At 69.0% G+C, this 24,500-nt stretch carries 23 protein-coding genes; all 23 read right to left on the reverse strand.

Going from position 1 to position 24,500, the window contains the following annotated elements:
* Positions 1-13: 13 nt before the first annotated feature.
* Entirely contained in the window at positions 14-517 is a 504-nt protein-coding gene (locus K7957_RS05045) for a hypothetical protein (RefSeq protein WP_223010828.1), read from the reverse strand.
* Positions 518-528: 11 nt separating this feature from the next.
* A complete protein-coding gene (locus K7957_RS05050) occupies positions 529-3,675 on the reverse strand; it encodes a coiled-coil domain-containing protein (protein WP_223010829.1) in 3,147 nt (1,048 codons plus the stop codon).
* A complete protein-coding gene (locus K7957_RS05055) occupies positions 3,672-9,143 on the reverse strand; it encodes a phage tail length tape measure family protein (RefSeq protein ID WP_223010830.1) in 5,472 nt (1,823 codons plus the stop codon). Before K7957_RS05055 ends, K7957_RS05050 begins: the two co-directional genes overlap by 4 nt.
* Positions 9,144-9,182: 39 nt before the next feature.
* Positions 9,183-9,476: a hypothetical protein gene (locus tag K7957_RS05060; RefSeq protein WP_246616648.1), complete on the reverse strand. Its 294-nt coding sequence runs from the start codon at positions 9,474-9,476 to the stop codon at positions 9,183-9,185.
* Between the two features lie 137 nt (positions 9,477-9,613).
* The gene (locus K7957_RS05065; protein WP_223010831.1) at positions 9,614-10,054 is read right to left on the reverse strand and encodes a hypothetical protein; all 441 of its coding nucleotides are present in this window, start codon (positions 10,052-10,054) and stop codon (positions 9,614-9,616) included.
* 112 nt (positions 10,055-10,166) lie between these two features.
* Positions 10,167-10,616, reverse strand: a complete 450-nt coding sequence (locus tag K7957_RS05070) for a phage tail protein (RefSeq protein WP_223010832.1) — start codon at positions 10,614-10,616, stop codon at positions 10,167-10,169.
* A 67-nt stretch (positions 10,617-10,683) separates the two neighbouring features.
* On the reverse strand, positions 10,684-10,896 hold the full coding sequence (locus K7957_RS05075; RefSeq protein WP_223010833.1) for a hypothetical protein: 213 nt from the start codon (positions 10,894-10,896) through the stop codon (positions 10,684-10,686).
* A 10-nt stretch (positions 10,897-10,906) separates the two neighbouring features.
* A complete protein-coding gene (locus K7957_RS05080) occupies positions 10,907-11,314 on the reverse strand; it encodes a hypothetical protein (RefSeq protein WP_223010834.1) in 408 nt (135 codons plus the stop codon).
* Positions 11,311-11,832, reverse strand: coding sequence for an HK97 gp10 family phage protein (locus K7957_RS05085; protein ID WP_223010835.1), 522 nt, complete (start codon positions 11,830-11,832; stop codon positions 11,311-11,313). Before K7957_RS05085 ends, K7957_RS05080 begins: the two co-directional genes overlap by 4 nt.
* Complete coding sequence (locus K7957_RS05090; RefSeq protein WP_223010836.1) at positions 11,832-12,218, reverse strand: phage head completion protein; 387 nt, start codon at positions 12,216-12,218, stop codon at positions 11,832-11,834. The genes K7957_RS05085 and K7957_RS05090 overlap by 1 nt, the downstream gene beginning before the upstream one ends.
* Positions 12,218-12,526, reverse strand: coding sequence for a head-tail connector protein (locus K7957_RS05095; protein ID WP_223010837.1), 309 nt, complete (start codon positions 12,524-12,526; stop codon positions 12,218-12,220). Before K7957_RS05095 ends, K7957_RS05090 begins: the two co-directional genes overlap by 1 nt.
* Entirely contained in the window at positions 12,526-13,371 is an 846-nt protein-coding gene (locus K7957_RS05100; RefSeq protein WP_223010838.1) for a hypothetical protein, read from the reverse strand. The genes K7957_RS05095 and K7957_RS05100 overlap by 1 nt, the downstream gene beginning before the upstream one ends.
* Positions 13,364-14,725 (reverse strand): phage portal protein, encoded by a 1,362-nt coding sequence (locus K7957_RS05105; protein WP_223010839.1) that lies wholly within the window; start codon positions 14,723-14,725, stop codon positions 13,364-13,366. Before K7957_RS05105 ends, K7957_RS05100 begins: the two co-directional genes overlap by 8 nt.
* Positions 14,725-14,976 (reverse strand): hypothetical protein, encoded by a 252-nt coding sequence (locus K7957_RS05110; RefSeq protein ID WP_223010840.1) that lies wholly within the window; start codon positions 14,974-14,976, stop codon positions 14,725-14,727. Before K7957_RS05110 ends, K7957_RS05105 begins: the two co-directional genes overlap by 1 nt.
* A gap of 66 nt (positions 14,977-15,042) precedes the next feature.
* Entirely contained in the window at positions 15,043-16,440 is a 1,398-nt protein-coding gene (locus K7957_RS05115; RefSeq protein WP_223010841.1) for a phage major capsid protein, read from the reverse strand.
* A 16-nt stretch (positions 16,441-16,456) separates the two neighbouring features.
* On the reverse strand, positions 16,457-17,077 hold the full coding sequence (locus tag K7957_RS05120) for an HK97 family phage prohead protease (protein WP_223010842.1): 621 nt from the start codon (positions 17,075-17,077) through the stop codon (positions 16,457-16,459).
* An 11-nt stretch (positions 17,078-17,088) separates the two neighbouring features.
* A complete protein-coding gene (locus K7957_RS05125; RefSeq protein WP_343228302.1) occupies positions 17,089-18,843 on the reverse strand; it encodes a terminase large subunit in 1,755 nt (584 codons plus the stop codon).
* A gap of 1 nt (position 18,844) precedes the next feature.
* Positions 18,845-19,327 carry a hypothetical protein gene (locus K7957_RS05130; RefSeq protein ID WP_246616649.1) on the reverse strand — a complete coding sequence of 161 codons (483 nt, stop codon included), beginning with the start codon at positions 19,325-19,327 and terminating at the stop codon, positions 18,845-18,847.
* Positions 19,328-19,404: 77 nt separating this feature from the next.
* A complete protein-coding gene (locus K7957_RS05135; protein ID WP_223010843.1) occupies positions 19,405-19,758 on the reverse strand; it encodes an HNH endonuclease in 354 nt (117 codons plus the stop codon).
* A gap of 147 nt (positions 19,759-19,905) precedes the next feature.
* Complete coding sequence (locus tag K7957_RS05140; protein ID WP_246616650.1) at positions 19,906-20,454, reverse strand: hypothetical protein; 549 nt, start codon at positions 20,452-20,454, stop codon at positions 19,906-19,908.
* Positions 20,455-20,679: 225 nt separating this feature from the next.
* Positions 20,680-23,511, reverse strand: a complete 2,832-nt coding sequence (locus K7957_RS05145; protein WP_343228303.1) for a phage/plasmid primase, P4 family — start codon at positions 23,509-23,511, stop codon at positions 20,680-20,682.
* A gap of 64 nt (positions 23,512-23,575) precedes the next feature.
* Positions 23,576-24,028 carry a single-stranded DNA-binding protein gene (gene ssb / locus K7957_RS05150; RefSeq protein ID WP_223010844.1) on the reverse strand — a complete coding sequence of 151 codons (453 nt, stop codon included), beginning with the start codon at positions 24,026-24,028 and terminating at the stop codon, positions 23,576-23,578.
* On the reverse strand, positions 24,025-24,330 hold the full coding sequence (locus K7957_RS20275) for a DUF2312 domain-containing protein (RefSeq protein WP_425517169.1): 306 nt from the start codon (positions 24,328-24,330) through the stop codon (positions 24,025-24,027). The genes ssb and K7957_RS20275 overlap by 4 nt, the downstream gene beginning before the upstream one ends.
* Positions 24,331-24,500 lie beyond the last annotated feature (170 nt).

Here is a 24,500-nt window from a genome sequence, read left to right on the forward strand (position 1 = left end):
CCTTCTTGAAGGGTCAGGCAGGCCAGCTGCGCGACGCTGCCGCGACGATTTCGCCGAGCGATCCGGCCCGCATAATCGCGGCCTTCGTCCCCATGCGGACGGCCTCGATCGCAGCACCCAGCGGCACCCAGGCGTCGGCCTGCGCGATGACCTCGGGCGCGAGCTGCGCGAGGCTGATGCCGCGCGCCGTCGCCTCGGCGGACAGGAACGGCGTCGCTGCCGTACTGTCGACCGTCCACGCGCGCGCCTCGGCTTCCTTGCGGGTGTAGGTCATCGCCTGGCCGGCACCAGGGGTGAGGTAGCGCATGCGCAGCGCTTCCGCCTCCTGATCGACGCGCGCGGCCATCGCCACGCGAAGCGCGACGAGATCCAGCTCGGGCTGTGCCACAACCTTCTGCGGCACCACCACGATGCCGGCACCGTCGGGCAGCTGCTGGAGCGCTGCCGCGCCCGCCGAGCCGCTACCGCGGATGAGCGGCTCGCCGGTCTCAAGGTGATAAATGATCCAATATTCCACGGCCGGACTCCTCAGATGGCGATCCAGGTCACGCGAAGGTTGATCGCGGTGACGACGTACGAGGCGGCGATCTCGCGGGTGTAATAGTCGCCCTCGTTGACCACGCCGGTGTCACGGTTGCCCTTGTAGACGGTGGCGACGAAGGTGGTGCCGAACAGCGTCGTCGCGAGCACCGGAATGCTCTGGAAGGGGCGCGCCGGGTCGATCTGATAGACGTGCCCTTGATCGTCATAGGACCTGAGGAACAGCCCGCCTCCATCCGCGACGCGGGTCACGGTCAGCGGCTTTCCCGTGCCGTTATAGTTGGTCGTGACCGTCTGCTGACCCGCGTCGGTCTGCACCGCGATGATCGCTTCGACCATGAAGCGACCGCGGGGTTGCAGAGGCGTCAGCGTGAGCGAGAAGGGCACGTTGGCGCCGCCTACGACGCCGGCAACCGACCCAGCCCACGCGGCGGCGCCCACCTGCGCCATGCTGTTCGGGTCGAGCTTTGTGCTGCGGATCGTACCGTCGACCAACAGGTCGCCTTCAACGAACATATTCGCGCCGACATAGAACTGCGCGGGCGAGCCATCGACCTTTGAGAGTTGGATCGACGTTTTGCCTTCCGGCGTCTGTCCCTTGACCCCCCAGAAAACTGCGGTGCGCCCGTCGAGCCCCGCGATCGCGCCGGCCTGAGTGCTCACGGTCGCCGCGGTGCCATTATACTCGGCCCGAAGCTGCTCGAGCGTCGAGGCCGAGGCGAAGCCACCCTCCGCAATCGCAGTCGCCACCTGGTCGATCTTCGCCAGGCCACCGGTCACGGACGCGTCTGCCGTATACGTCGTCGCCGGAGCGTCACCTGCCTCGACCTTCACGCGCGCGACGTCGATGCTGCGCGGGTTGCTGATACCCGACGCAATCAGCCGCAGCTGAATCGACTTGGTCCCCGCAGGCGCGGTGAAGCTGAACTCCTTGCGCGGATCGTTGGAGCTGGATCCGACCAACCACGACTGGCTGGTGCGCGTGTCGTATGAGACCGACCCGGTGCCGTTGTCCCCTGTCCACAGCGAAGGATCGATGCGGAAGCCACCTGTGTCGGCGCTCAGGGTCAGCTCGAAGCTGACGGTATAGCGCGCGCCGGCTTGCACGGTGATCGGCGGCAGCAGCGCCACCGACTCATCTGGCAGCGCCCAATGCAGCACGCGCTTCCCACTCGCGGCATCGTCGATGACTGCCCCGCCCTGCGGCACGAGCAGACCCGCCGTTCCGTTCTCGAAGCCGCCATTGACCTGCAAGTTCGGCCGTGGCGCCGCGCGTGCTTCCAACGTCCGCACACTCTGCGCCGTCGCGAACCGGCCGTCCGACAGCGCGGTCTCGGCGCTGCTCACCCGGCTGGATAGATCGTTGGTGTTCGCTTCGAGGGTGCTCTGCCGATCGGCGAGCGCCTTGTCGGCTGTGGCGTAAGCGCTGGTGATCTCCTGCGCCTTGGCATCGATCTGACTGCCGACGCTCGCCGAAACGGTGTCGATCCGCTGACCGATCGCCGCGTCGCGAGTGATCGCGGCCTGATCGACGCGCGAGACCTCCGCGCGCAGGGCCGAGTCGTTGTAGCCGCCGCCATCGACCACGAGGCTGTCAATTCGCTCGTTGAGCGTCCCCTCAGAGCCCTTGGCACGCTCAATCTCGGCGGCGAGATCGCCTCGCGCCGCCGAGATCCGATCATTGGCCGCGGCGACCTGCGCGTCGACCGACGGGATGATCTCGTCGTTGAGTTCAGCCAGCTGAGCCTTCGCCGCGGCGAGCGCTGCCAACACGTCGGCCGAGGGCGTGCCGCCTACCGCATTCGTGTCCTTAGACGTGTTCTGGCTGGTCTTGTCGGCGTTGTTGGCCGGCTTCGTGCCGAGCGGGTCGGTGATGTCCGGCCACGCCACGCTTCCCCCGCCCAGGCCCGGCGAGATCGGCGCCGCCTCGCTCAGCCCCTCGATCGTCAGCGCCAGCTTACTGGTGACCTCGCCGACCTCGATCGAGAAGTCCTTGAAGAACCCGTAAACCGTGAGACTGTCGGTGCCGACGTCGCCGATCCAGAGCGAAGGGCGCGCGCGGATCGAGGCGATCCGGTTGGCCACCGCGTCGATCGCGTCCGTGCGCAGCAGCGCGCGCAGCCCCATTCGCTTCGCCCACGACCGCGGCACGACGGTGACGGCGCCGAAGTCGTCGACCTCCTTGCGGCTGAAGTCAGTGATACCCGCCGTGGGCGCGCGCTCGGTGGTGCCGAGCCCCACCACCTTGCCGATCAGCAGCGTGCCGACTGAGACCTGTCCGTTGCCCGCGATCGTCACCGTGACGCGCCCGCTACCCTGCGGCATGTCGAGAAACGTGACCGCGCCTGGGCCAGCGGCCGCGGTGCGGTCATAGCCGGCCGCCTGCACGCGCACGGTGCTGCCGACCACATCGAGCAGCGCAACCGCGTTGATCGTGCCTGCGTCGAGCCCGACGACGATCGAGCCGCTGGCAGTGGTCGCGGTGCCGAGCGCCTGGTCGAACATAGCCCAGCGGTTCGTCGGGCCAACCGTCAGCCAGGCAGCTGGGTCGGCGAGCGGGTCACGCGCCTTGTTGCTGGCGACAGCGCTCTCGTAGACGACGTGCGACCGCATGACGCGGTCACCCGCGGCGTAGGTGGCCGCGTTGCTCCACGCCGGCGCGTCCGCCTCGGCCACGCTGCTCTGCGCCAGCATCGCCTCGGTGAGCACGACAGGCTGCAGGACGCGCAGCGAGGAGGTCGCATCGTCGGGCGCGGGATCGGTGCCGGTGTCGGCGGCCGTCTCGGTTTCCGCGAAGCCCTCTACCGACAGCGTGCAGTAGCTGAGCGGCGGATAGTTGAGGTCGAGCTCGAAGTCCTTGAAGAAGCCCAGCGCCCCCAACCAGGCGATCTGCTCGTCGGCGATCCAGCGCGCCGGCGTGGCGCGGAGGGCGGCGAGATGACGCTGGAGCCCGTCGACCTCATCGAACGGCACCGCCAGCTTGACCGACAGCGTGCGCGAGAACCCGCGCTCCACGACCGTGGTGACGCCGAAATCGTCCGTCACCCGCCGGCTATAATCGGTGATACTGATCGTCGGCGCGGCCTCGACGATGCCGAGGTCGAACGAATTGCCGCCGTCCAGAACGACCCTCATGCCGCCTGCACCACGCTAAACGCATCACCGCCGCTCGCACCGGTCACGTCGTCGAGCTTCCGCTTGATGGCGCCCGTGTTGCCAGCGGTCGCGGCGTGCCCGGCGTTGTTGTCGGATCGCAGAGCGGCCACCTCGTCACGCAGACGCGTGATCTCGGCGGCCAGGTCCGTGCTCGGCGTCGACGTGGCTGCGCCCGGCGCCGACTGCATCGCCGCCATCATGTTCGCTACGCTGCTCGCCGGATCGGCCACGAGGCCGAGTCGTTGAATTGCGGCAAAGGTCGCCTCGAGCGACGAGGCGGTCATCGTCTGGATCCGGTCAAGCTCCTGCCGACTCGTCGCCGCATCGCCGGCCGCCTTGAGCAGCGCCTGCGACAGGCCCGGCAGCGACTTGGCCGCATCCTGGTCGCCACCTCGCGCCGCGCTCGTCGCAGCGTTGAACTGGCCCATCAGCGCCGAGAAGCCGAGCGTCGTGTCAGTCGCAGAGAGCCCGCGGATGCGGCGCACCTCGTCCATGATGCTGTCGCTGACGGACGACCACGCCTGCCGCAGCTCGTCCGCGGCCTTGGCGGCCGCCTGCGCATCCTGCACCGCCCACACCTGCTGTTGCAGCGCCTTGTTGCTCTCGTCGACCTTGGCGAGATCGAGCGCGCGCAGCGCCGCTGTGTCGCCGGCCAGCTCGAGCAGCTGGCGCTCTAGGTTCTGCCGCTCGGCCAGGATGTCGGCCGCGGTCTTCGCCCCTTCCATCGACTGCTTGAGATCGGCGAACGCCGGCGCGAGCTGAAGCAGCGTCGCATAGGTCGCCTGCCCCGCCGCGGTGGTGAGGTCCTGCGCCTCCACCAGCGCGCGGAAGCCCGCCAGCGTCTCCGGCATCTTTACGCCCAGGCCAGTGATGACAGCGCCGAGCTGCTTGAGCTTGGCCGCGTTCTGCTCGGCCGGCGTGTAGAACGCCTGGAAGTAGGCGTCCGCGACCTGCTGCATGTCGCTCAGACTGTCGAATTGTGCGGCGATGCCGAGCTTGGCGTCGATCCCGAGCGCGCGTGCCGAGAGCCCGAGCTGGTCGAGCGAGGACGTCACCGCCTCGACGGTCGACGACACGCGAACCAGCGTCTCGAACACGCCCTCGCCGACCTTCTGAAAGCGCTCGATGCCGGGGAAGGCCGAGGCGGCCATCTGGTCGGCCGCGGCGCCGAAGACGGCCGTCAGCTTCTCCTCTATCTGCTCGCCCGTCAGCCCCTTCAGGTCGATCTTGCCGAGGCTTACCACGAAGCTGCTCAGCCGGCCCTTAATCGCGTCCGTCGACTCGCCGAGCGGCCCGGCCGCCGCGGCGATCGCGTCGTTGAAGTCGCGCAGGATGAGGGTGAATTGCTTCTCGAGCCCGGCGTCGGCCGCGCTGTACGAGGTCGAGTATTTCGTGCCCGTGGTGATGCCAAGGAACTTCGACGTCTTCTTCGTGTCGCTGTAGTAGGACGCGTCGAAGCCGCTGTTGAGGATGCTGCCGAGCGACTGCGACTTGCCGTAGAGGCCGCTGCCGACCACCTCGGTCTTGCTGCCGAACAGGCCGCCGAGCACGCCGCCCAACAGCGGAATCTTGCTCAGCACGGACCCGATCAGGTTCTTCTGAAAGCCCTCGTTGACCTTGACGTCCGCGTTGACGTTGCCGGCACGCACGACGAGCGACGCCACGCCGCCGATCTGGCTCTCGATCGAGCGCAGCGACGTCGCCATCTGCCGCGAGGTCCCGAGCATCAGCAGGTCGACCTCCTTGAGCGCGTCGAGCGCGCGGCGGATGCTCTCCGACTTGGCGTCGGTGTCGCCGAGCACGGTGCCGGTGCCCTCGTTGGCCTTCGGCAGCGTGTTCTTGCCCCCACCGAAACCGCCCGCGACCGAGACGCCGATCGCGGCGAGCGCGGCCGCGGTCGCGGCGCCCGCCGCTAGGTTGGCGGGGAACGGCAGGGAGGAGATCGCCTTGACGACCGCCTCAACCGCGTTTGCCGCCGTCCGCGCCGCGCTGGTGGCGAGCTTCTGCCCCGTCTCTACCGCGTTCACCGCGATGGACTTGACGGACAGGGCGAACTCGATCGCGCGCGCGGCCTTTTCGGCAGCCGAGGCAGCCTTCCAACCGGCCGAGCGCTCGGCGAAGAAGCCCTTGGACGCCGCGGCCATGTCGCCGAACACGCCGACCTGCGCCGTGGAGTTGCGAAGGTCATAGAGGGCGTTGGTGCGACGGATCGCAGCATCACGCTCGCTGCCCTTGTCCATCTGCTGAAGGACCTTCAGCCGCTCCCGACGAGCATCGTCTGCCCGCGCCTGATCAGCCGCATATTGCGAGAAGATCGCCGCGGTGTCGCCGAGTGCCCGCCCGGCTTCGCCGAACGCGTCGGCCATGCCGCGCGCGGCGTTGCCGGCGTTGTTCGCCACGGTGTCGAGAAGGTCGGCTTGATAGTGCAGGCTGTCGTTGTAGGCGTCGGCGCGAAGCTGACGCTGATGGTCGAGATCGGCCAGCTGACCCTGCTGCCCGATCCACTTGGCTGCGTCCGGCCCCGTCCAGTTTCTGCGGTCGGCCTCTTGCGTGGCGCGGAAGATCGCCATCGAGTGCACCCGCGCCGCATCCGTCGCTCCGATGAGGCGCAGCTCCTCACGCATCTCCGCGAAGCGATCGTCGCCCTGCTCCAGCGCTCCCAGGAGGCTGGCGCGGCGCTCGGCGTCGGTAAGGCTGTCTCGCGCCTTGCGGCTGTCCTCCAGCGCCTTGGTCGCCGCGGCGGTCGCCTTCGTGCGAGCGTCACCCTTCAACGTCGCAGCCGCCTCGAGCGCTGCGAGCAGCGGCAGGTCGGCCATTCTGTCGCGCAGCAGCACGTTGGCACGCTCAGACGGGATGGTGCCAGCCGCGACTTCCGCGTTGACCAGCTCCTGCTGCCTGGCCTGATCGCGCATCGCGGCACTGCTCTTTGCAGCGTTGGCCGCGCCCTCGGCGATGCTCAGCTCGATCTGGCGCGACACGAAGGCGTCCACGTCGCCGCGCTTGCGGATCGCGGAGGTCTCCGCCTTGACGCGGGCCTCGGCGAGCTGCGCCGCGGCGCCGGACACTCCATAGGCGTCAGCCAGCTTGTAGAGGCCGGCGGTCTGCGCTTCAACCGCCTCGGCCTCACGCTGGAGGTTCTCGGCGTGGTGGTCAGTGCGCGGGCGGCTGTAGCGCTCGTTTACGCGGTTGTACGCGTCCAGCGCCTGCGTCTGACGCTCCTGCTGCGTCAGCACCTGGGCGCCGGTCTGGAGTCGCGTCAGCTCCTGCTGCGCCGCGGCCTTCTCGGTCTTCGTGCGCGCGGCAGCGAGCTTGGTCTGCGCCTGCGCGACCATGTGGGCGCGCTCCTGCGTCGTGATCCACGCGCCCGAGGCGGTGCGATTGGCCGCGATCGTGTCGGTGACCGCGGCATAGTCGTGGCGCAGCGCCTGGACCTGCGCGACCGTCAGCCCGGTCGTGTCGGCCAGACCCTTCTGCAGGATGCGCTGCTGCGCGAGCAGATCGTTGAACTGCTTCATGCCGGTCGTGTTGAGCGACTGCGAGGCGTTGAGCGCGGTGACCTGGTCCTGGTTGCGGCCGGCGTTCGGGTTGGGGCCGGCCGGCGCCTTGTTGCCGGTGCCGAGCAGGTCGACCGCCCAGCCGCCCACGTTCTTCTTCAGCCACTCGTCATAGGCGACGCCCGCATTGCGGATCCGCTGATCGAGGCGGCCGAACACGGTCGCCACGCCGGCGACGGCGCTGCCGAGCCCGTCCATGTATTTCGCCAGCCCGGTGGTGTGCTCGGCATTCGCTGCGAGGTCGCGGCTCAGGATGCGCGTCAGCGCGGCCGTGGCCTCCTCCTGGTCGCCCTGCGCGGCGAGTTGGCGGATATGCTCATACTGCGCGCCGGTCAGGAGGCCGAGCTGCTGCGTGAACATTTCGGCCGCGCGCGCCGGATCGGCCATGGCGTCGGCGAGCGCCTTCTGCGCGGCGGCCGCATCCTGCCCGGTGAGCTTGGCGTAGCGCTCGACGTTGGCCGCCAGCAGCGTCAGCGTCTGCTCGCCCTGGATGCCGGCCGCGGCGAAGGCATTGGCGCTCTCGCGGGTGGCGCTCAGCGAGCGCTCGCCGTAGCGCGCGGCGACCTCGGAGATCGTCTCGAGCTGCTGCGCGGTCTGGCCCGACACTCGGCCGACACCGGCCGCAGTCGCCTCGAAGCGGTGCATCGCCTCGCCGTAGGAGCCGAGCGCACGGATCGCGCCCACTGTCGCCACAGCAGTGCCCGCGAGCAGCAGGTTCACCGGCGTGATGAACGTCGCCAGCCGGGCAAAGCCCGTGACGCCGTAGCTCATCACGTCCTTACCCATCTGCGCGAGCGCCGCGCCCGCGCCGACGCCGCGCTGCTTGGCCTGCTCAAGCACGTCGTAGATCTGCGGCCCCTGCTGCACCAGGATCATGAGGGGGTTCATCCCCATGGCGGCGGTGACGCCGATGTCCTGGAACTGGCGCGAGAGGTTGAGGGTCTCGGAGGCGGTGAAGCGCTGGGTCACGCCGAGCTGCTGATGCGCCACAGTCGACTTGTTGAGCAGCCCCTGCTCCATCCGCAGCTTCGCGGCATAGTCGTCGAGCGAGACGGCGCCGGCGCTGACCAGCTGGCGCGCGCGGCCCATCTCGTCGTCGAAACGCCGCTGCGCGGCATAGACCGGATCAACCGACTGCTTGAGCCGGTCGGCCGCGGCGGCCATGCGCTCCATCTCGGCCGCTGCTGCCGCGGTCGCAGCCTCCTCCTGCCGGTACGTCGCCATCTTCTCGCGCGCGACCGCATTGAACTTGGCATAGGCGAGCGCGGCCGAGCGGTCGGCCTGCGCCTGTTGGTCGCGTACGCCGAGCGCCTTCGTCTCGGCGGCGAGCGCTTCCTCAGCCGCGTTGGACCGCGCCTGCGCGTTCGCCCGCGTCGCCGCTTGGATGCGCTCGGCCAGATCGGTGTTGCCCTGCTGCGCCGCGGTGAGCGCCAGCTCCTCGGCCTTGAGCGCGCGTAGTTCCTCGCGCGTCTTCCCAATCGCGGCAGTCTCGCGCTCGTAGACCTTGATCAGCGCTTCGCCGGTGCGCTCGGTGCGCGAGCGCTCGGCACGGATCGCGGCCTCGGCGCGCGTGCTGGCGTTGCCGAACGCGGTGACGTTCGCCGCGGCGCCGAGATAGCCGTCGCCCAAGCCGGAGGTGGCAGCGGTGGTGCGCGCCGCCTGTTCGGCCACGCCCGAGAGCTGGTTCGTCGCCGCGGAGGCGAAATCCTTGAGCCGCGCCGTGGCAGCGGCGGTCTGCACCATGCCGCTGGTGGCGCGCTCGATCAGGTTGGCGTCGCGCAGCACGCGGTCGGCCGCCTGATCGGAGACGGTGACCAGCCGCTCCATGTTGGCCTCGGAGGGACCCGTGTCGATCGTGAACCCGACCTCCAAGCCGGGGGCGTCTTCGTCCATCGTGTGGCCTCCTGCTTGAAGGTTGCGGGGTCGGGCGGATCAGCCGAGCAGCTCGTCGAGCACGCTCAGCTCGGCAGCGATCGTCTCGCGCGAGGCGGGGGATCGCCAGGGTGGAGGACAGGTCTCGACTTCGGCGTCGCGCGCGGTCGACAGGAAGTCGCTCGACAGGCGCCGCATCAGCTTTCGCTCCCACGGCGGCAGATCGACGGCCGTGGCGACGCACCAGGCATTGATCGCGGCCCAGGAGAGCGGGACCGCCGTCATGCCGGCGGCCTCGGTCAGCCCCATCTCGATCAGCCGATCGGTCATGTGGGGCGCGGGGTTGGCAGGCATCGGCGGTGTCCGGATGCCGCGGCGTTTCATCGCCTCGACTCGGCTCACCAGCTCGACGTTCTCCTGCTGCGCCCGCTTCGATCGAGGGTCCGGCTTCGGCGTGGCCTGTAGCCACGCCAGGTGCCGGACCCAGAGGCTCAGCTGGTCGCCGAGCTGGGCTTGAAGTTTCCCCAGCTACTGATGAACGTCGCGCTCTGCGTGGCCAGCCAGCCGAGGTCGGCGTCAGCGTACAGCGCGCGGAACAGCGCCTCACCCTGCGCGCCCTCTGCGGGCGGGTACTCGAGGTTCTCGAGGCTGTGCGTCACCGACGCGAGGTCCTCGGCCGCCTCCAGACGCCGCACCTCAGGGGTCGGCGGGTTGGGACGCCCATCGTTCTCCTGCATGCGCTTCAAGGCGCGCTGCGTCGCGCGCGCCTCGGCCTCTGCCTGTTGTGCGGAGCCGGGGCTGTAGAAGTGGATGCGGACCGGCTTGCTCAGGTCGGGCTTGCCGTCCGGGCCGGTGCTGTAGAGGCGCTGGCCGTCGAGGCCGCGCAGGTGGAGCACGCCGGTCGGAGCGGCGCGCTGGGTCGTGATGTCCATGGGTGGGTGTCCTCTCGCGGGAAGGAAGGGTGCACCGACCCGCCCCGCGAACCCGCGATAGGCGAGACGGGCCGATGCTCAGGAACCGGCCGGAGCCGGAAGGTGGTGGAGGTTAGACCGCGGCGCCCTTGATGACAGGCGTGTTGATCTCCAGCACGGGCTGGGCGGTGATCATCGTGTTGGCGGCGCCGATCGTCTCCGGCATGCCGAAGACGCGCACCTGGAAATAGCGGGTCGAGCCGTCCGGCTTGGTGACCCGCACCGCGTAGAGCGCGTTGTTGTCCGGCGCCGAGGCAGTGGCGAGCAGCTGCTGCCCCGCGTCGGCGTCGTCGAGGGCGATCGTCGGGTTGAGGGTGCCGTAGTTGGTCGGCCCCTTGTACTTCTGCTGGGCGCCCTTGAGCGGCTGGAAGCTGACGACCTCGGTCGCCGCGCCGAAGCCGCCGAGCGATTCGACGTTACCGACCTCGGTGTAGGTCAGCGCCTTGTACGCCGCCTCCGTCTGGCCAGCCGGTGTGCCGGCCGAAATGGCGAGCCCGGTGCCCGCCGCGGTAGTGGATGCCATGTTCTTCTCCCTATGGCGGGTCGAGCCGGCAGCGCCGGCGAGTCATCCTGCTCGCGCAGGAAGCTGGTTAGCTCGCCTTGGCGCGCGTGCGCCGCGTGCGGCGCGCCGGCGCCGGCGCCTCGCTGGCCTCGTCTGCACCGGCCTCGGCGATCAGCCCGGCCGCGCGGTAGTTGTCGATCGCGCCGGCATCGACGTCGGTGATCGCCTCGCCTGCCTTGAACTGGCGCTCGGTGCCCGCGTCCTTGAAGTCGCGCGCGGCGGTGATCGTCTTGGTCGTCATGGTGGTCTCCTCACACGGGGGCGTCGAATGACACCCGAAAGTCCTGCGTCCGCTGGAAGCTAGCGTCGGCGCCGCGCAGGTCGGGTCCGAGGCCGCTGGTGTGGACAGCGATGCGCTCCGCCTCGACGCCCTCGAGGGCGCCGGTGAAGCCACGGCAGGCGGCGCGCACGAGCTGGAGCAGCGCGACCTGCTCCCGATAGGTCTCGGCACGAACGAGCACCGCGACTCGCTCGATCGAGTGCTGCATGGTGCCAGCCTTCAGGAAGTGCGTGTCGAGCAGGCTGATCGAGCGGATCAGCACCGCCTGCACCGGCGCGCCCTCCGGCAGCTCGCCGAGCTTGATCCACTTCGGCGCCACCAGCGCCGTCAGCGGAGCATGGCGCCGCAACAGGGCGCCGACGATCATGGCGCCGCTCACTCGTCGTCTCCCTCGTCCAGCGTCGCGAGCGTCGGCGCGCGGGTGGTGATGTAGCTCTGCGCCGCGGCGATCGCCTCGGCGCCCTTGCGGTCCAGCGAGGAGCGCAGGAACGGGTGCGCCCTGGCGCCAGGATGGAGCACCGTGGCGCCCACGGGCGTGCCGCCGATAACCAGCGTGCCGGCTTTCGCCTGATCGTTGATGCGGCGCGCCGTGCGGCCGCCGCTCGCGCCCAGGTCGACGCTGATCACGTGTGGGTCGGTGCCATACTCGAGCCAGTTGGCTAGGATGCGCGACCAGCCGGGCGCGACGTAGAGCGTGGCGACGATCTTCTTCTCGCGCTTCCGAACCTTGGTGCGCAGGTCGCCGCGGACCGTGTCCGAGGTGACCTCGCTGGCCGCCTCATCCTTGACCACGCCGATCGCGGCGCGCGCGGCACCGCGGAGCAGCTTGCGCTCGATCTCGCCGGGCAGCTGACGCAGATAGGCCCGCGTCCGCTCCCGACCCTTCACCATCGCCATCAGCCGGCGGCCTGGCTCGGGCTGTAGTCCTCGACCATCATCTCGAGGCCGTCGCGCCGTCCGATCTCGGCGGGCACGGTGATGATCTGCATGAGACGACCCTCCGCCACCCAGGCCTCGGTCGCGACGTCCCAGCGCAGCAGCACGAGCCGCATGGCGTTGGTCACCCCGTCGAGGTGGCGTAGGCGGACGCGCGCCGGGCGCGTCGCCACGTTGAGCCCCTCGGCCAGGCGCTCACCGCGGCTCGGCAGCATGTCGAGGATGCTGGCCCAGACCTCGGCGAACTCGGCCCAGGTGTCCGCGCCGGCGCCGTCGAGCGCGTCGTCGGCAGCCGGACGCTCGATCCGCACGCGGTCGTCGAGCGGGCCTAGGTCGGCGCTCGGCATCAGACGGTCAGCCGCTTGAGCGGCCACAGCAGGAACGAGACCGCGAACGGCAGCTCGGACGCCGCGGTGTTCGGCGCGATGCCGTCCGGCCGGTCATACCACGCGCGCACGAGCATCATGACCGCCTGCGCGGCGACGGGACGATCTTTGTCGCCGAACTCGGCAGTCCCCGGCTCGACGGTCCGGCCGGTCTCAAGCTCGACCATGCGCGTCGCGGCTTCGAGATACTGGCGGATCAGCGAGTCCAGCGGACCGGGATCAACCTTGAGCTGCATCCGCGCCTGCTCGATCGTCACCAGCTCCGCCATCAGCGCGGCTCCACGCCGCGGCCGTCGCGACCACGTTTGACGCCGAGGCGCCAACCGGTGTTCGCGCCGTCCGGCTTCTCCGAGGTCTTCTCCTGCGCGATCCAGAGGCTTCCGCCGAAGGTGACGCAGTCGCCTTTCTCGTAGCTCTCGCCGGCGCGGTAGACGCCGCGGTCGATCATGACCGGCATGGCGAAGGCGAACTCCTTCGCCTGCTCGCCGCGCACGAACCGGATGACGAAGCCACGCTCGCCCGTCTGCTCGATCGACATATCGTCGAAGCCCAGGCCGGGCTCGCCGTTGCGACCTTCGACGCGACCAAGATCGCTCAGCGAGCCATCGCTGAGCGTCAGCATGAGCGAGCCCTTGCGATCGATCAGTGCGCCGGCGAGCCCGACGCCGTCCTTCGGCGCGGGCAGCGCGGCGACCGCGCGCTCGACCTCGCCGGCGATCAGCGGCGCGACGTCGTCGAGCGTGATGCTCGTTCCGTCCTTTGGCGCCGGCAGCGCCTGGATCGCGGCGTCGAGGATCGGCCGGACGTCGTCGATGGTCACGCTGGTCCCGTCGCGGGGTGCAGGCAGCGCGCCAACGGCGCGCTCGACCTCGCCGGCGATCAGCGGCGCGACGTCATCGAGCGTGACGCTAGTGCCGTCTCGGGGCGCCGGGATCTCCGCGACTGCCTCGACGACGAGCTGCTTGACCGTGGCGAGGTCGAAGCCGGCCGTCTCGAGCGCCTTCAAGCGCGCCGTCAGCTCGGCGTTCTCCGCACGCAGCGGCGCGATCGCGCGCTCGACCTGCTCGCCGACGATCGCCGCCAGTTCCTCGGCCAGCACTTCCATATCAAGCATTGCTGGCCCCCTTCATGCGGATGCGCCGGCGCACGCGCGCCGCCAGGGCGAGCGAGGCCGCGACGGCATCGGCTGGATTGTCGTTGGCCGGCTCCTCCGGCACCGCCGGCGGTGCGTTCGTTCCAGCGATCAGCAGCTCGTCGCGCGCGGCGATCGCCGCGAGGCTATGGTCCTGCTGCTGCAGGTAGATCGTGTTCCCGCCGGGGACCGGCCCCATGTCGAGCTTGCGGCGCTGCTCGTCGAGCGTGAGCACGCCCTTCGCCTTCTGCACCACGTCCACCTGGGTGGCGCTGTCCATGCGCAGCAGGTTGTCGACGTCGAACTCGGTGCCGAGCTTGAACTGCTCGCCGATACCGAGGCCCTCATCGAGGCACAGCTCGGCCGCTTCGATCAGGCCCTGCAGGCACTGCGAGTAATATTCGACGTTGAGCGACTGGACGTTTGTGTTCGCCGGCAGCTGACCCACGCCGACCTTGTAGGCGGGCACGTGGAAGGTCGAGCAGACGATCTCCGCGGTCCAGCGCATCTGATCGACGATCAGCGCGTCCTTGGGGCTGAGCGTCATGGCCTCGTATTTGAGACCGTCGCCCAGCACGGCGATCTTGCCGGTGTTCGCGCCGCCGTAGTTGGCCTGCCAATCGGCCTTGAGCTGGTCGGCGGTCTCCGATCCGATCCGGCCCGGCGCCGAGAGGATGCCGCCGGGGCGCGACTGGTTGGCGAAGAGGATCGCCGAATTGTGCTGCGCCTTCAGGCCCTGCGTCGCGGCGAGGCCGTTCGCGTAAATCGGCGACAGGCCGACCAGCGGATGGAACAGGCAGTTCCAGCGGTCGTGGATGATCTCGCGCGCGGGCACCACGACGGGGCCGTCGATCCCGGCGAGGTTGTCGGCGTTCAGCTCGTAGAACACCTCGCCGCGGTCGCTCACCAGCGGCTTGACCCGGTTCGGGTCGAGCACGTGGAGCGACGTCACCACGCCGCGCCCATCGCGCCCCTTGAGCACGTAGGTGTTGCCGCGGGCGAGCTTCGACAGGATCCAGCCCTCGAAGAACTGGATCCGGGTCTGATAGCCGTTCGGCTTGCGCAGCACCGGCGAATAGGCGCCGTTGGTCGTCTCGCTCCAGATGCCCTGGTCGGACTGCTTCACGAGCTTGACGCGGAGCTTCGCGATGTCGGAGGCGATCAGCGTCATGCACGCGAACACGGCGTGGTAGGCGAAGCACTCCTCCGTCTTGATCTCGACATTCTGCTGCCACGCGCCCGCGAATGCCTCGTAGACGACCCGACGCCAGCCGCGCCGATCGTCCGCCGGAGCGAGCCGCTTCGAGCGGTTGATCTCGAGCCCGAGGAGACGCATCAGGGCTGCGCCGGCCCCGCGGCGATCCGCGCGCGCAGCTCGGCCGCGTCCCAGCCATTGAACGGCCGCTTGCCGAGCACGCGGTGATACTCATCGCGCAGCGCACCGAGGTCCTCCTCGACCGGCTCCGGCGTGGCCGCCTGGTCGTCCGCGCTGAGATCGGAGCGGCTGTAGCCGAGCTTGCCGAACACGCGCGCGTAGCGCGGGTCGTTCGCTTTCAGCGCACGGGTGAAATATCCCAGGTGCCTCATGCAGCCTCTCCCTCACGTGATCGATCTGCCCGGCCGATCCCTCGGCCGGGCAGGTGGACACCGCCGTTAGGCGGTGCCGTAGTTGGCGCTGTCGATGAACTGGACGGCGCCGGCGCGCCGCTTGCCCCAGTTGATGTAGCGCTCGGCGCGGATGCCGATCATGTTGTTCTGCCAGAGCGACAGCATGACCGTGGTGGCATCGGGCGGCGAGGTCGGCGCGCTCTCCATCTGCAGCGACGCCTCCGAGCTGACGTCGAGCATCGTCTCGCCGTCGTCCGCGAGCAGGATCTCGCTCGCCTTGGCGAGGATGATGCGCCCGCCCGCGCCGGTGACCGGGCTGCCGCTGCCCGCGTTGGCCGGAATGTTCTCGGACAGCACCACCGGCAGGCCCATGAAAGTCCCGCCGCTCGCGCCGTTGATGGCGAGACCCGGAAACTCGGATTGCCCGAGCGGATTGGTCATGAGCGCGAAGCCGAGCGCCTGCTGCTCGGTCATGATCCACACGGCGCCGGCCAGCGACATATTGGCCGCCAGGAACTTGCCCATCAGCGCCTTGGCGTCGCGGCGGACCGCGTCGCTGTCGGTGCCGGACGCCACGACCGGCGTCACGCCGTTCGTGATCGACGCCGGCGACACGCCACTGCTGGCGGCCTTCGCCGGATCGACGAACTGCGTGTCGAGGAACTGAGCGGTCTGCGCCACCAGGTCGTCACGCACCAGCGTCTCGGCCGAGGGCGAGGACGCGCGCGCCAGCTCGTCGGTGATCACGACGATGCCTGCCGTCTTCGCACGGCCGAGCGAGATCTGATCGAACGCGAGCGCGCTCACCGGCTTCGGCTTGCCCTCGCCGACCCAGCCGACCGACGAGCCGCCGACCTGCCGCGGGATCTTGATCTCGAACGGCACGCGCCGCAGCCCCGCGATCCGCCCGATGATGGTGGCGGGACGCAGCAGCTCGGCGAACTCGCTGCTCATGTTCTGGTATTCGACCAGCGGCTTCGCCCAGGCCGTGTCGGTCGTGGTGCCCGCGGAGACCGCCGCGCGCAGGATGGTCTCGACCTCGGGCGTGCTGTCGGCCCAGCTCTTCGCGATCTCGGCCGCCTGCATCAGGTTGCCCTTCGAGCGCGCGAGCGCCATCGCGTAACGGGTGAAGGAGGTGCCCTTGGGGACGTTGGTCCCCTTGACCTCGACCCGCGTGCCCGAGCGCGCCGCGCCGGCTGCGGCCGCGTCGCTGCCAGCGACCGGCGCGGCCGCGGTGCCCGCTGCCTTCTCGGCGATGCGCAGGCGCTTCAGGTGCTCGTCGATCGAGGCGATGTCGGCCTGGTTGCCGTCGAACTCCTCGGTCTGCGCCGCGTCGAGCGTGGTGCCCTCGTTCGCGGCCTTCTCCATGATGGCGACGTTCGCCGCCACCAGCGCCGCACGCTTCGTCTCGAAGGCGGCGATCTGCTCTGCGTACTTAAACATGGTCTCTCTTCCTCGATCAGGCGAGCCGCTTGATGCTGCGGATCACGAAGGGGGGCGCCCGATCGCGGGCAGGGTCATCCAGCCGCACCACGCGCACGGACTTGCCGGTCGCGGCGGGCGCGGGCGGGGCTGGGTTCTCGGGTTCCGCCACGCCGGCCTTCTGGCGCAGCGTGCGGTCGATGCTTTTCACCGCGGTGATCACCGCGTCGGCGTTCGCCGGGATCGTGACCGCCGACAGCTCGAAGACCTCGGTCTCGACGTATCGGATGCCGCCCGCGTCCATGTAGGCGTACTCGATCGGCCGGAAGCCGATACTGGTCGCGCGCACCAGGCCGAGCTTGATCGACTGCCAGGCATGGTCGAGCAGCTCCTTGAGCGTGCCCGGCTCGTCCGTCTTGGCGATCGTCGCGGTGAACGGGATACCATCGGCCGTCGGCCGACCAAAGTCGCAGGTGCCGATCGGCTTGTCGTGCTGGTGCTGCCAGAGGAAGGGCAGCGGGTTCTTGAACTTGACGCCCAGCGGCTCGATGATGTCACCGACACGGTCAACCGAGGGCGTGGTTGCGATGCCGGAGATGGTGCGGGCGTCGTCGTCGACCGCCTTCACCGTCAGCACCGAATAGGCCCGGTTCTGCATGGCCTGCACTCCTAGATGAAGAAAACCTGCGGTCCGTCGCCGGCCGCTTCGGGGTTGAGCGTCATGAGCATGCCGGCCGAGAACATCGCGGCGGCAGGGTCGATCTTCGCGCTCGGCGACTGCTTCGTGATGGCGACCGCGCTCGCTCCGCGGGCTTCCTGCTTCACGTTGCCGATGCACCAGGTGAGCAGCTGCTGCCCGAAGTGGCGCAGCGTGCGCGCCGCGACCTTGCGGGCCATGCCCTTGATCGCGCTCGAGAGTCGCCAGCCCTGCGGAATGGCCTTGAGCTGGTCGGCAGCGAAGCCGCGCCGCGCCAGCTCGTCGACCAGCGTCGCGACGCCGGCGGGATCGAGCCCGATCGCCTCGACGTCGGGAAAGAGCCCCGCGTCGCGAACCTGCACCAGGATCTCGACGACGCCGAGAATGTCGTCGGTCAGCTCCGAGGCGTCCGCGTCGGCGACGTCGCCGCCCTCCGCGATCGAGGCCAGCGCCGCCGCCTCGTCGTCGTCGGGCAGGTCGCAGCGGATGAGCGAGCCTTCCTCGACGAACTCGTCGAGCTTGGTCGCGATGTCCTGCCGCCGCTTCCACACGATCGACCAGGCCCAGGCCTTGACCCAGACCAGCCATCGCTTCGAGCCCTTCTCGCGACCGATCAGGCAGAGACCGAGAAGGTCGTCGAGACCGCCCCCGTCGATGCCAGCGACGATCACCTCGCTGCGTTTCAGCAGGTCGTCGAAGGTGACCAGCGAAGGATCGCGCGCGCGGTCCCAGAACTCGGTGCCGCTCCATCGATCGCGCGAAAGCCGCGTGCCGATCTCGACGTTGAGGTGTTTCGATAGGAACACCTGCAGGTCGCCGGGCTCGCCCTGCTGAGCCTCGGCGAGCTTCTCCGCGATATACTCGGCATCGACCGATCGGCCGATGTTCGGGTTCGTCACGTAGAAGTTTGCCGGGTCGAGGTACGCGTCGGCCTCGAGCATCTTCTCGGGCCATTCATAGAGCATCCCCAGCTTGCGCTGGTTGACGATGGTGCCGTCGCGGATGCCGCGGAACTGGTCGAGCAGGCTCTTGAAGACACCCCGCGGCGCCTCGTCCGAGTGCGTCGAGAGGTAGACGACGAAGCCTTCCGGCCGGGACACTCGCCCGCCGGTCGCCTCCATGAGCATCGCTGCCGCCTTCGGGTCCTTGCCGAAGCTCCACAGCTCCTCGACCAGGATGAAGGCCGCCTTCTTGCCGGCGACGACGCCGGAGTCGGCGGAGACGACTTTCAGCTCGGCCTCATTGCCGAGGTGCCTGATCTTCCGCTCGTGGTCGACCGGATACAGGATGCGCAGCAGATCCGGATCGGCGCGCACCATCCCGGCGGCCGGGATGAAGACGTTGTCGGCGACCTCCTTCGTGGGCGCGAGCACCAGCAGCTCGGCGGAGTGGCGCCAGTTGCGGATCAGCGCCGTGACCATGATCCCGGCCGCGATCGTCGACTTCGCGTTCTTCTTGCTGATCAGGAGCATGAACTCCCAGATCAGCCGCCGCCCGGTCGCGGCGTCGTAGGCGCCGAAGATGGCGCGCACGAAGTCGAAGACGAACTCCTCGCACGCCTCGCCGAAGGTCGGCATGCCCGGCACGTCGACGATGCGCAGCGACTTGAAGACCGCGAGCGCCGCCTCGGCCTCGTCGGGAAACAGCGGGTCCATCGCGATCAGCGAGTGACCCGCCACGATCCGCTCCTGCCAGTCGGGACAGGCGGTCGACCAGGTGCGCTCCACGTCAGTTGATCAGGCGTGCCGGCGGAGGTGGCGGGGCATACTTGCCCGACACCTCCGCCGCAGCCGCCTTCGCAGCCGCCTTCTTGCCGAGCTTAGGCTCGCGCGGCGGAGCGCCATTGCGCCCGCGGTTGGCGACCCGGTCGGCCAGCTCGTTGAGCGCAGCCTTGTCGAGGCGCTTGAACAGCTCCTTCTCCGCCGCGACGTTCCCCTCGGTCGCCGCGGCGTTGAGCCGCGCGAGCTGGGTCATCTCCATTCGCAGGCGAGCGTCGGTGCGCTTGCCGACCTCGGAAGAATAATGCTTGCGCAGCGTCGGGACCGAGACCCCGATCGCCGTTGCCGCCTCTTTGACGCTCAGGCCGCGCGCAAAGGCGAGCAGCACCTTGTTTGAGTTTTCGAGAGACCACGCGTGCTCAGGCCGCCCACGGCCATCAGGCGCCGGCGTGACCGGGTCGCCGAACAGGTCGGTCACCAGAATCTTCGCCATGCGAGAAAAAAACCTCTGCGTGCGGCCATAAGTGGTTCAGGGCCGGCGGCCCTCTCAGGGTTTGCACCCCCCCCTGGTCAGAGCGCGGCCGCCTCCTCGCGCTGCTTGGCGCTCGAGTGACACGAGGCGCAGAGCGTCCAGAGATTGCGCTCGTCCCAGAAGAGCTGCTCGTCCCCGCGATGCGGGCGCCGATGGTCAGCCACCAGCTTCGACGTGTCGGGCTCGATGCGGCCGCAGCCGGGCCACTGGCAGGTGAAGAGGTCGCGGGTCAGCACCGAGAGGCGCAGCGTGCGCCACCGTGCCGACTTGTACCACTTCCGCCAGCCACGCTGGTCACGCACCCGGTCCAGCTCCGCGCGCGCATCGTCGCGCTGCGCCAGCCGCGGCCGCAGAGGCGAGAGCCTCGGCTTGAGTGCGGTCAGGCGTGCCATGCGGCCTCACAATGCACGAAGGGCGCCCAGGCCGAAGCCGGAGCGCCCTTCGTGGAGGTTCGGGGAGTTGCCGAGAAGCACCCGAAGGCCCGTCTCAGTGTGTCAATAAATAGGCCGATTTCGTGCGCTAGGCGAACAGGGAAAATCTTAGGCGACGCACTTTGACAGGGTTGACACGAGTTCCCGTGGATTTCCGCCGTTTTGCGCGGACGCTATCAGGGCGATCGCGCGACCGTAACGCATGCGCAGGCCATCGGCGCCGCGCACCACGCCCATGCGCCGCTTGAGCTTCGACCACGAGACCTCGCGCTTGCCCGCGGCCAGCTGCGCGATCGCCAGGGCGACGAGGCGACGGTCGTCGACGGGCACTGCCGCCAGCCAGCCGAACGCCTCCTCCATCTCTGCGATCTCGCGCCTGGTCTGCGACGCCGGGCGCAGGGCGACGTCGCTGCTGGTGCCATCGCCGCCGCGCGCGTCGTAGTCGCCGACCGCGATTTCGCGCAGGGCCTCGGGCCAGTTCGACTTCACCCGCTGCCAAGCCGCCTCGCGGTCGGGCGTGCGCCAGCAGGTGATCATAGCCTCGACGAGCCGATCCTCGACGTCGCCGAACGTCCAAGCGGCGCGTGGAAGACGGTGGCCTTCCACTGGAAGGCTCGTCTCAGACAGGTCGGCTTCCATTTCCGGTCGGTTCGTCATCGCAAAATCGCCTGTTTTCCTAGGGTTTTTGGAAGGGGGAAGATCGATCAAATTAAATTGGAAGGGTTGGAAGGCATAATCATGGTGGTTTCGTGTGCGCGCATGCGCGCACACGCGCATTACGGCGGGACCTCAAAAGCGCCTTCCAGCCATTCCAATGCCGCAGAAAACCGCCATTTTTGCCTTCCAATCGAGCCTTCCACGCGGAACCCGCGGGGCTTCCAATCAATCGGGCATGTCTTCGTATGGCGAGGGTGGCGGACCGTCCGAGGAGGCGCGTCCGTCAACGAAGTCACTCACCGCCTTGATCATCTCGATGTCAAGCCACTGGATGCCGTTGGAGCGCTTGTTCTCGAAGCCGCGGTCCTCCATCGCCTTCGTGAAGCCCATCTGCTGCCACTCGGCCGCGCCGTTCGCCTTGGCCCAGGCCGTGAAGAGCGCGAAAAGCTCGGACGACTTCGCGCGTGAGCCATCGGCTGGCCTAATGCACTCCTCGAGGAACCGGCCGAGCTGGTCGCTCTGCTCGCGGTACTTCGCCGTCGCCGCGATCACGCTGTCGGGCTCGACGAGGCCGCTTTCTCGCCAGTCGAGCAGACCTGCCAGCAGCCGATTGAGCACGCCCGGCGCCTTGTCGCGCAGCTTCTCGGGCAGCTTCTTGTCGACGTCCTCCTTCGCCACCTGGACGTCCCAGGGCACGAGCATGACGCGGCGCCAGATCCCATCGTCGTGGCCGGTGATCTTCGGCTTGTGGTTGCCCGAGACCGTGACCTTGAACGACGGCAGGAAGGTGAAGAAGCCCTTGTTGAGGTGACGCGCGTCGATCGGCTCGCCGCCCGTGATCAGCTTGATTAGGGCCTCGGCGAGCTTGGCGCCCTTCTCAGGCTCGGAGGTCCGGAGGAAGCGGATGCCGGGCAGCCGCGCGAGATCGGGTGTCGCCTCGCCGCCCTTGCGGCCCTTGCCCTGGTCGAGGAAGGTCTCGATCGCGACCGAGCCCGCATAGTCGCCGGCGATATGGCTCCACAGGTCGACCAGCGTCGACTTACCGTTCCGGCCCTTGCCATGGTAGAACGCCAGCTTCTGCTCGCTGATGTCGCCGGTGAGCGACAGGCCGCCCCACTGGTGCAGGAAGCGTCGCATCTTCTCGTCGGGCTGCACGTCCTCGAGGAACGAGTCGTAGACCTCGCACGCGGCCGCTGGCTCGAAGGCGACATGCGCCACCTTGCTGATCAGGTCCGTCGGCCGATGCTCGGTCAGCACCACGCCCCAGCGCTCACCGGCGCTGATCTGCTCGAGCGCGCCGCCGCGCATCGCCCAGCGCCGACCGGCCTGGACGAGCCGCAGCGTGCCGTTGAGCACGTTGATCGCCATGCGATCCGCGTCCATCGCGTTGGACCTGATCGCGATGTCATCGAACGACTTCACCAGGTTGGCGATGCATCCGAGCCGCTGGGCGCCCTCGCTCGACTTGGCGTGGTCGCGTAGCATCTCGCTGTAGTAGATCGGCACCTTCGCGTCGCCGCTGCCGCGCCACCGCACGATGAAGTCGAGGGTGTCTCGGCGCTGCTCGTCCGAAGCGTCATCGGGCAGGTCCTCGCGCAACCCGCTGTCGGCAACGAGGTCGGCCTCGTGCCTGATCGCCCGCACCGTGTCGAACACCGCGAGGCTCACCTTGCCGGGGATCTTGTCCTTCTCCTCCGACAGTAGCTCCCACCGGCGGCCGTCCCAGGCGAACCATCCCAGCTCCGGGCAGAACCGAAAACGCCAGCCGTGCCGTCGAAAGAACCGCTCGGCGTTGCCGAGGTCCGTCATGGCGAGCTGGGCGCACGCACGGTCGACCTCGGCGTCTGCTTTGGGCGCAATGCGTCCCCCCGACCCCCTAGTGGACGTGGAAGGCGCAGGTGTTCCCGAATGGAAGGCGTTCGCTTCGTCCGCCAGGGCGGGTCCGGGCTCGCCGAACCGATCGAAGTCGTCGGAATAGGCCTCGGGAGGTGGCAGCGGCGGAGGAGAGGATGGCTCAGCGGACCCGGCGCTGCCGCGCCGGCGCGCCTGGGTGCCGATGCCGCTCAGGTCGTGGGGGGCGCCGCGTCCACCCTCGAGGCCGTTGTCGATCGCGGCGACGTGTTTCTCAAAGGCGGCAGGGTCGAAGGTGCGGACGACTTCGATCAGCGCGCCGCGGACAATCGCGGGCGAGATCGCGCCGGCGCCCACGAAGCCGCCCATGTTGTAGGCGGCCTGGTAGGCGCCCTTGTTGCGGCCGCCGTGCCTGCCGCCGCCTGCCGGGGTCGCCTGCAGCTCGTCCACCACGCGCGCCAGGGCGGCCAGCGCGTAGCGGCGATGCGCCTCGTCGACGTCGGGCGTGAAGACGTCGCTGGATGCGCGAGGAGGCGGCGCCGCGCGATCGACCGCCGGCTTGCGCTTCGGGGTCCGGAGGATCGAGACGAGCGACGCCGGCAGCGCGACGATCTCCGCGTCGGCATCGCCGCGCAGCCAGGTGTAGACGCCCTCGGCGCAGCGTCGGCCATCGCCGTCGCAGTAGCTCGGCGGGGCGATCACGTAGCCGCCCTCGCCGCGCACATCGATATGGTCGGGCAGGCTGCCGACGTTCCCGATCGGCGTGCCCTCGGGCATCCGGAAGTAAACGTGGACGCCGCCCGACGGCGTGCGGACGGCGAGGCTCACCGGCAGCGCGCAACCCATCTGCGATTCAAGCTCGAGCTTGAGACGCTCGAGCGTCCAAACGTCGCGCGTGACCTCGCCGGTCTCCTCGTCGACCGTCTCGTCGACGCGGGGATCGAAGTCGATTATCAGGAGACCGGCGCGACCGGCCGCGATGCCGATCATGGCGCGCGGCCATCTCGCCCACCAGGCGCGGATCTGCTCCTCGTCGGTGGTCGCCTTCGAGACGCCGCCAGAGCGCGGGATGGGTTTGCCTTCGCCGTCCTTGTCGCGCGGCAGCAGCGGCGACTTGTCCCTCGGATTGCACGGGAAGACCGGCCAGCCGCGGCGCGCGAAGAGGATCGCCGCGTCGAGCAGCGACGAGGCTTGGATGGTGGTCACGCTGTTACCCCTGAGAACCTGTTCGGCAGGCGGCGTCCCGGCCTGTCAGCGGGTCAGGTCGCCGTCAGAACGGCACGTCGTCGTCCAGGTCGTCCACCGGCGGGCTGCTGCGCGAGCCGCCGCTCGTGTCGCCGTAGCCGGAGTAGTCGTGACGGCCTGGGTCGCCCTCCGCCTTGTCGAGCAGCGTCAGCGCCGAATTGTAGGCGCTCAGCACGACCTCGGTCGAATAACGCTCCACGTTCTGCCTGTCGGTCCACTTGCGGGTGCGCAGCTGGCCTTCGATGTAGACCTTGCTGCCCTTGCGCAGATACTGCGACGCCACCTTCTGCAGGCCCTCGTTGAGCACCACGATCGAGTGCCACTCGGTGCGCTCCTTCTGCTCGCCGGTGTTGCGGTCCTTCCAGCGCTCGCCCGTCGCGATCGAGAAGTTGACGACGCTGCCGCCGTTCTGGAAGCTGCGGCTCTCAGGGTCGCGCCCCAAGTTGCCGACGAGGATCACCTTGTTGACGCTGCTCATGCCATCATCCCCATCGCTCGCATGTAGACTTCCATGATGGCAGCCTCTTCCTGGTACTCTTCGCGCTTGCGCTTGCGCAGCTTGATGATCTGGCGGATCGCCGTGGGGTCGTAGCCGCGGCTCTTGGCCTCGGCGAAGACGTCCTTGATGTCGTCGGCGATGCCCTTCTTCTCCTCCTCGAGGCGCTCCGCGCGCTCGATCAGGAGCCGCAGCTCGTCCGCCGCGACGCCTTCGACGACCCGGCCCTCGCTGTTGTGGCCCTCGCCAGCGGCGCGCTCTTCATCCGGATCACGCTGCGGCACGTAGACGACCTGGCCGCCGCCCCGCGGCTCGCCGGTCCAGCCGGCGCCGACCAGGGCCTTCGTCATGCTCTTGAGCGACGGGTTCGCAGCGCGAATGTGCGCAGGCAGGCCATCCGCGACTTCGCCCAGCGTGATCTCTTTGCGCCCGACCAGCATCGCCCCGACCGCGG

It is taken from the genome of Sphingomonas yunnanensis, from assembly GCF_019898765.1.
Lineage (GTDB): Bacteria > Pseudomonadota > Alphaproteobacteria > Sphingomonadales > Sphingomonadaceae > Sphingomonas > Sphingomonas yunnanensis.

Bases quoted from the DNA above. Each gene is read 5' to 3' on its own strand.
- K7957_RS05065 (WP_223010831.1), bottom strand. From the start codon at position 10,054: ATGGACATCACGACCCAGCGCGCCGCTCCGACCGGCGTGCTCCACCTG.
- K7957_RS05130 (WP_246616649.1), bottom strand. From the start codon at position 19,327: ATGGCGAAGATTCTGGTGACCGACCTGTTCGGCGACCCGGTCACGCCG.
- K7957_RS05110 (WP_223010840.1), bottom strand. From the start codon at position 14,976: ATGAGGCACCTGGGATATTTCACCCGTGCGCTGAAAGCGAACGACCCG.
- K7957_RS05115 (WP_223010841.1), bottom strand. From the start codon at position 16,440: ATGTTTAAGTACGCAGAGCAGATCGCCGCCTTCGAGACGAAGCGTGCG.
- K7957_RS05135 (WP_223010843.1), bottom strand. From the start codon at position 19,758: ATGGCACGCCTGACCGCACTCAAGCCGAGGCTCTCGCCTCTGCGGCCG.
- K7957_RS05075 (WP_223010833.1), bottom strand. From the start codon at position 10,896: ATGACGACCAAGACGATCACCGCCGCGCGCGACTTCAAGGACGCGGGC.
- K7957_RS05095 (WP_223010837.1), bottom strand. From the start codon at position 12,526: ATGGCGGAGCTGGTGACGATCGAGCAGGCGCGGATGCAGCTCAAGGTT.
- K7957_RS05090 (WP_223010836.1), bottom strand. From the start codon at position 12,218: ATGCCGAGCGCCGACCTAGGCCCGCTCGACGACCGCGTGCGGATCGAG.
- K7957_RS05100 (WP_223010838.1), bottom strand. From the start codon at position 13,371: ATGCTTGATATGGAAGTGCTGGCCGAGGAACTGGCGGCGATCGTCGGC.
- K7957_RS05070 (WP_223010832.1), bottom strand. From the start codon at position 10,616: ATGGCATCCACTACCGCGGCGGGCACCGGGCTCGCCATTTCGGCCGGC.
- K7957_RS05050 (WP_223010829.1), bottom strand. From the start codon at position 3,675: ATGAGGGTCGTTCTGGACGGCGGCAATTCGTTCGACCTCGGCATCGTC.
- K7957_RS05105 (WP_223010839.1), bottom strand. From the start codon at position 14,725: ATGCGTCTCCTCGGGCTCGAGATCAACCGCTCGAAGCGGCTCGCTCCG.
- K7957_RS05060 (WP_246616648.1), bottom strand. From the start codon at position 9,476: ATGCCTGCCAACCCCGCGCCCCACATGACCGATCGGCTGATCGAGATG.
- K7957_RS05120 (WP_223010842.1), bottom strand. From the start codon at position 17,077: ATGCAGAACCGGGCCTATTCGGTGCTGACGGTGAAGGCGGTCGACGAC.
- K7957_RS05085 (WP_223010835.1), bottom strand. From the start codon at position 11,832: ATGGCGATGGTGAAGGGTCGGGAGCGGACGCGGGCCTATCTGCGTCAG.
- K7957_RS05140 (WP_246616650.1), bottom strand. From the start codon at position 20,454: ATGACGAACCGACCGGAAATGGAAGCCGACCTGTCTGAGACGAGCCTT.
- K7957_RS05055 (WP_223010830.1), bottom strand. From the start codon at position 9,143: ATGGACGAAGACGCCCCCGGCTTGGAGGTCGGGTTCACGATCGACACG.
- ssb (WP_223010844.1), bottom strand. From the start codon at position 24,028: ATGAGCAGCGTCAACAAGGTGATCCTCGTCGGCAACTTGGGGCGCGAC.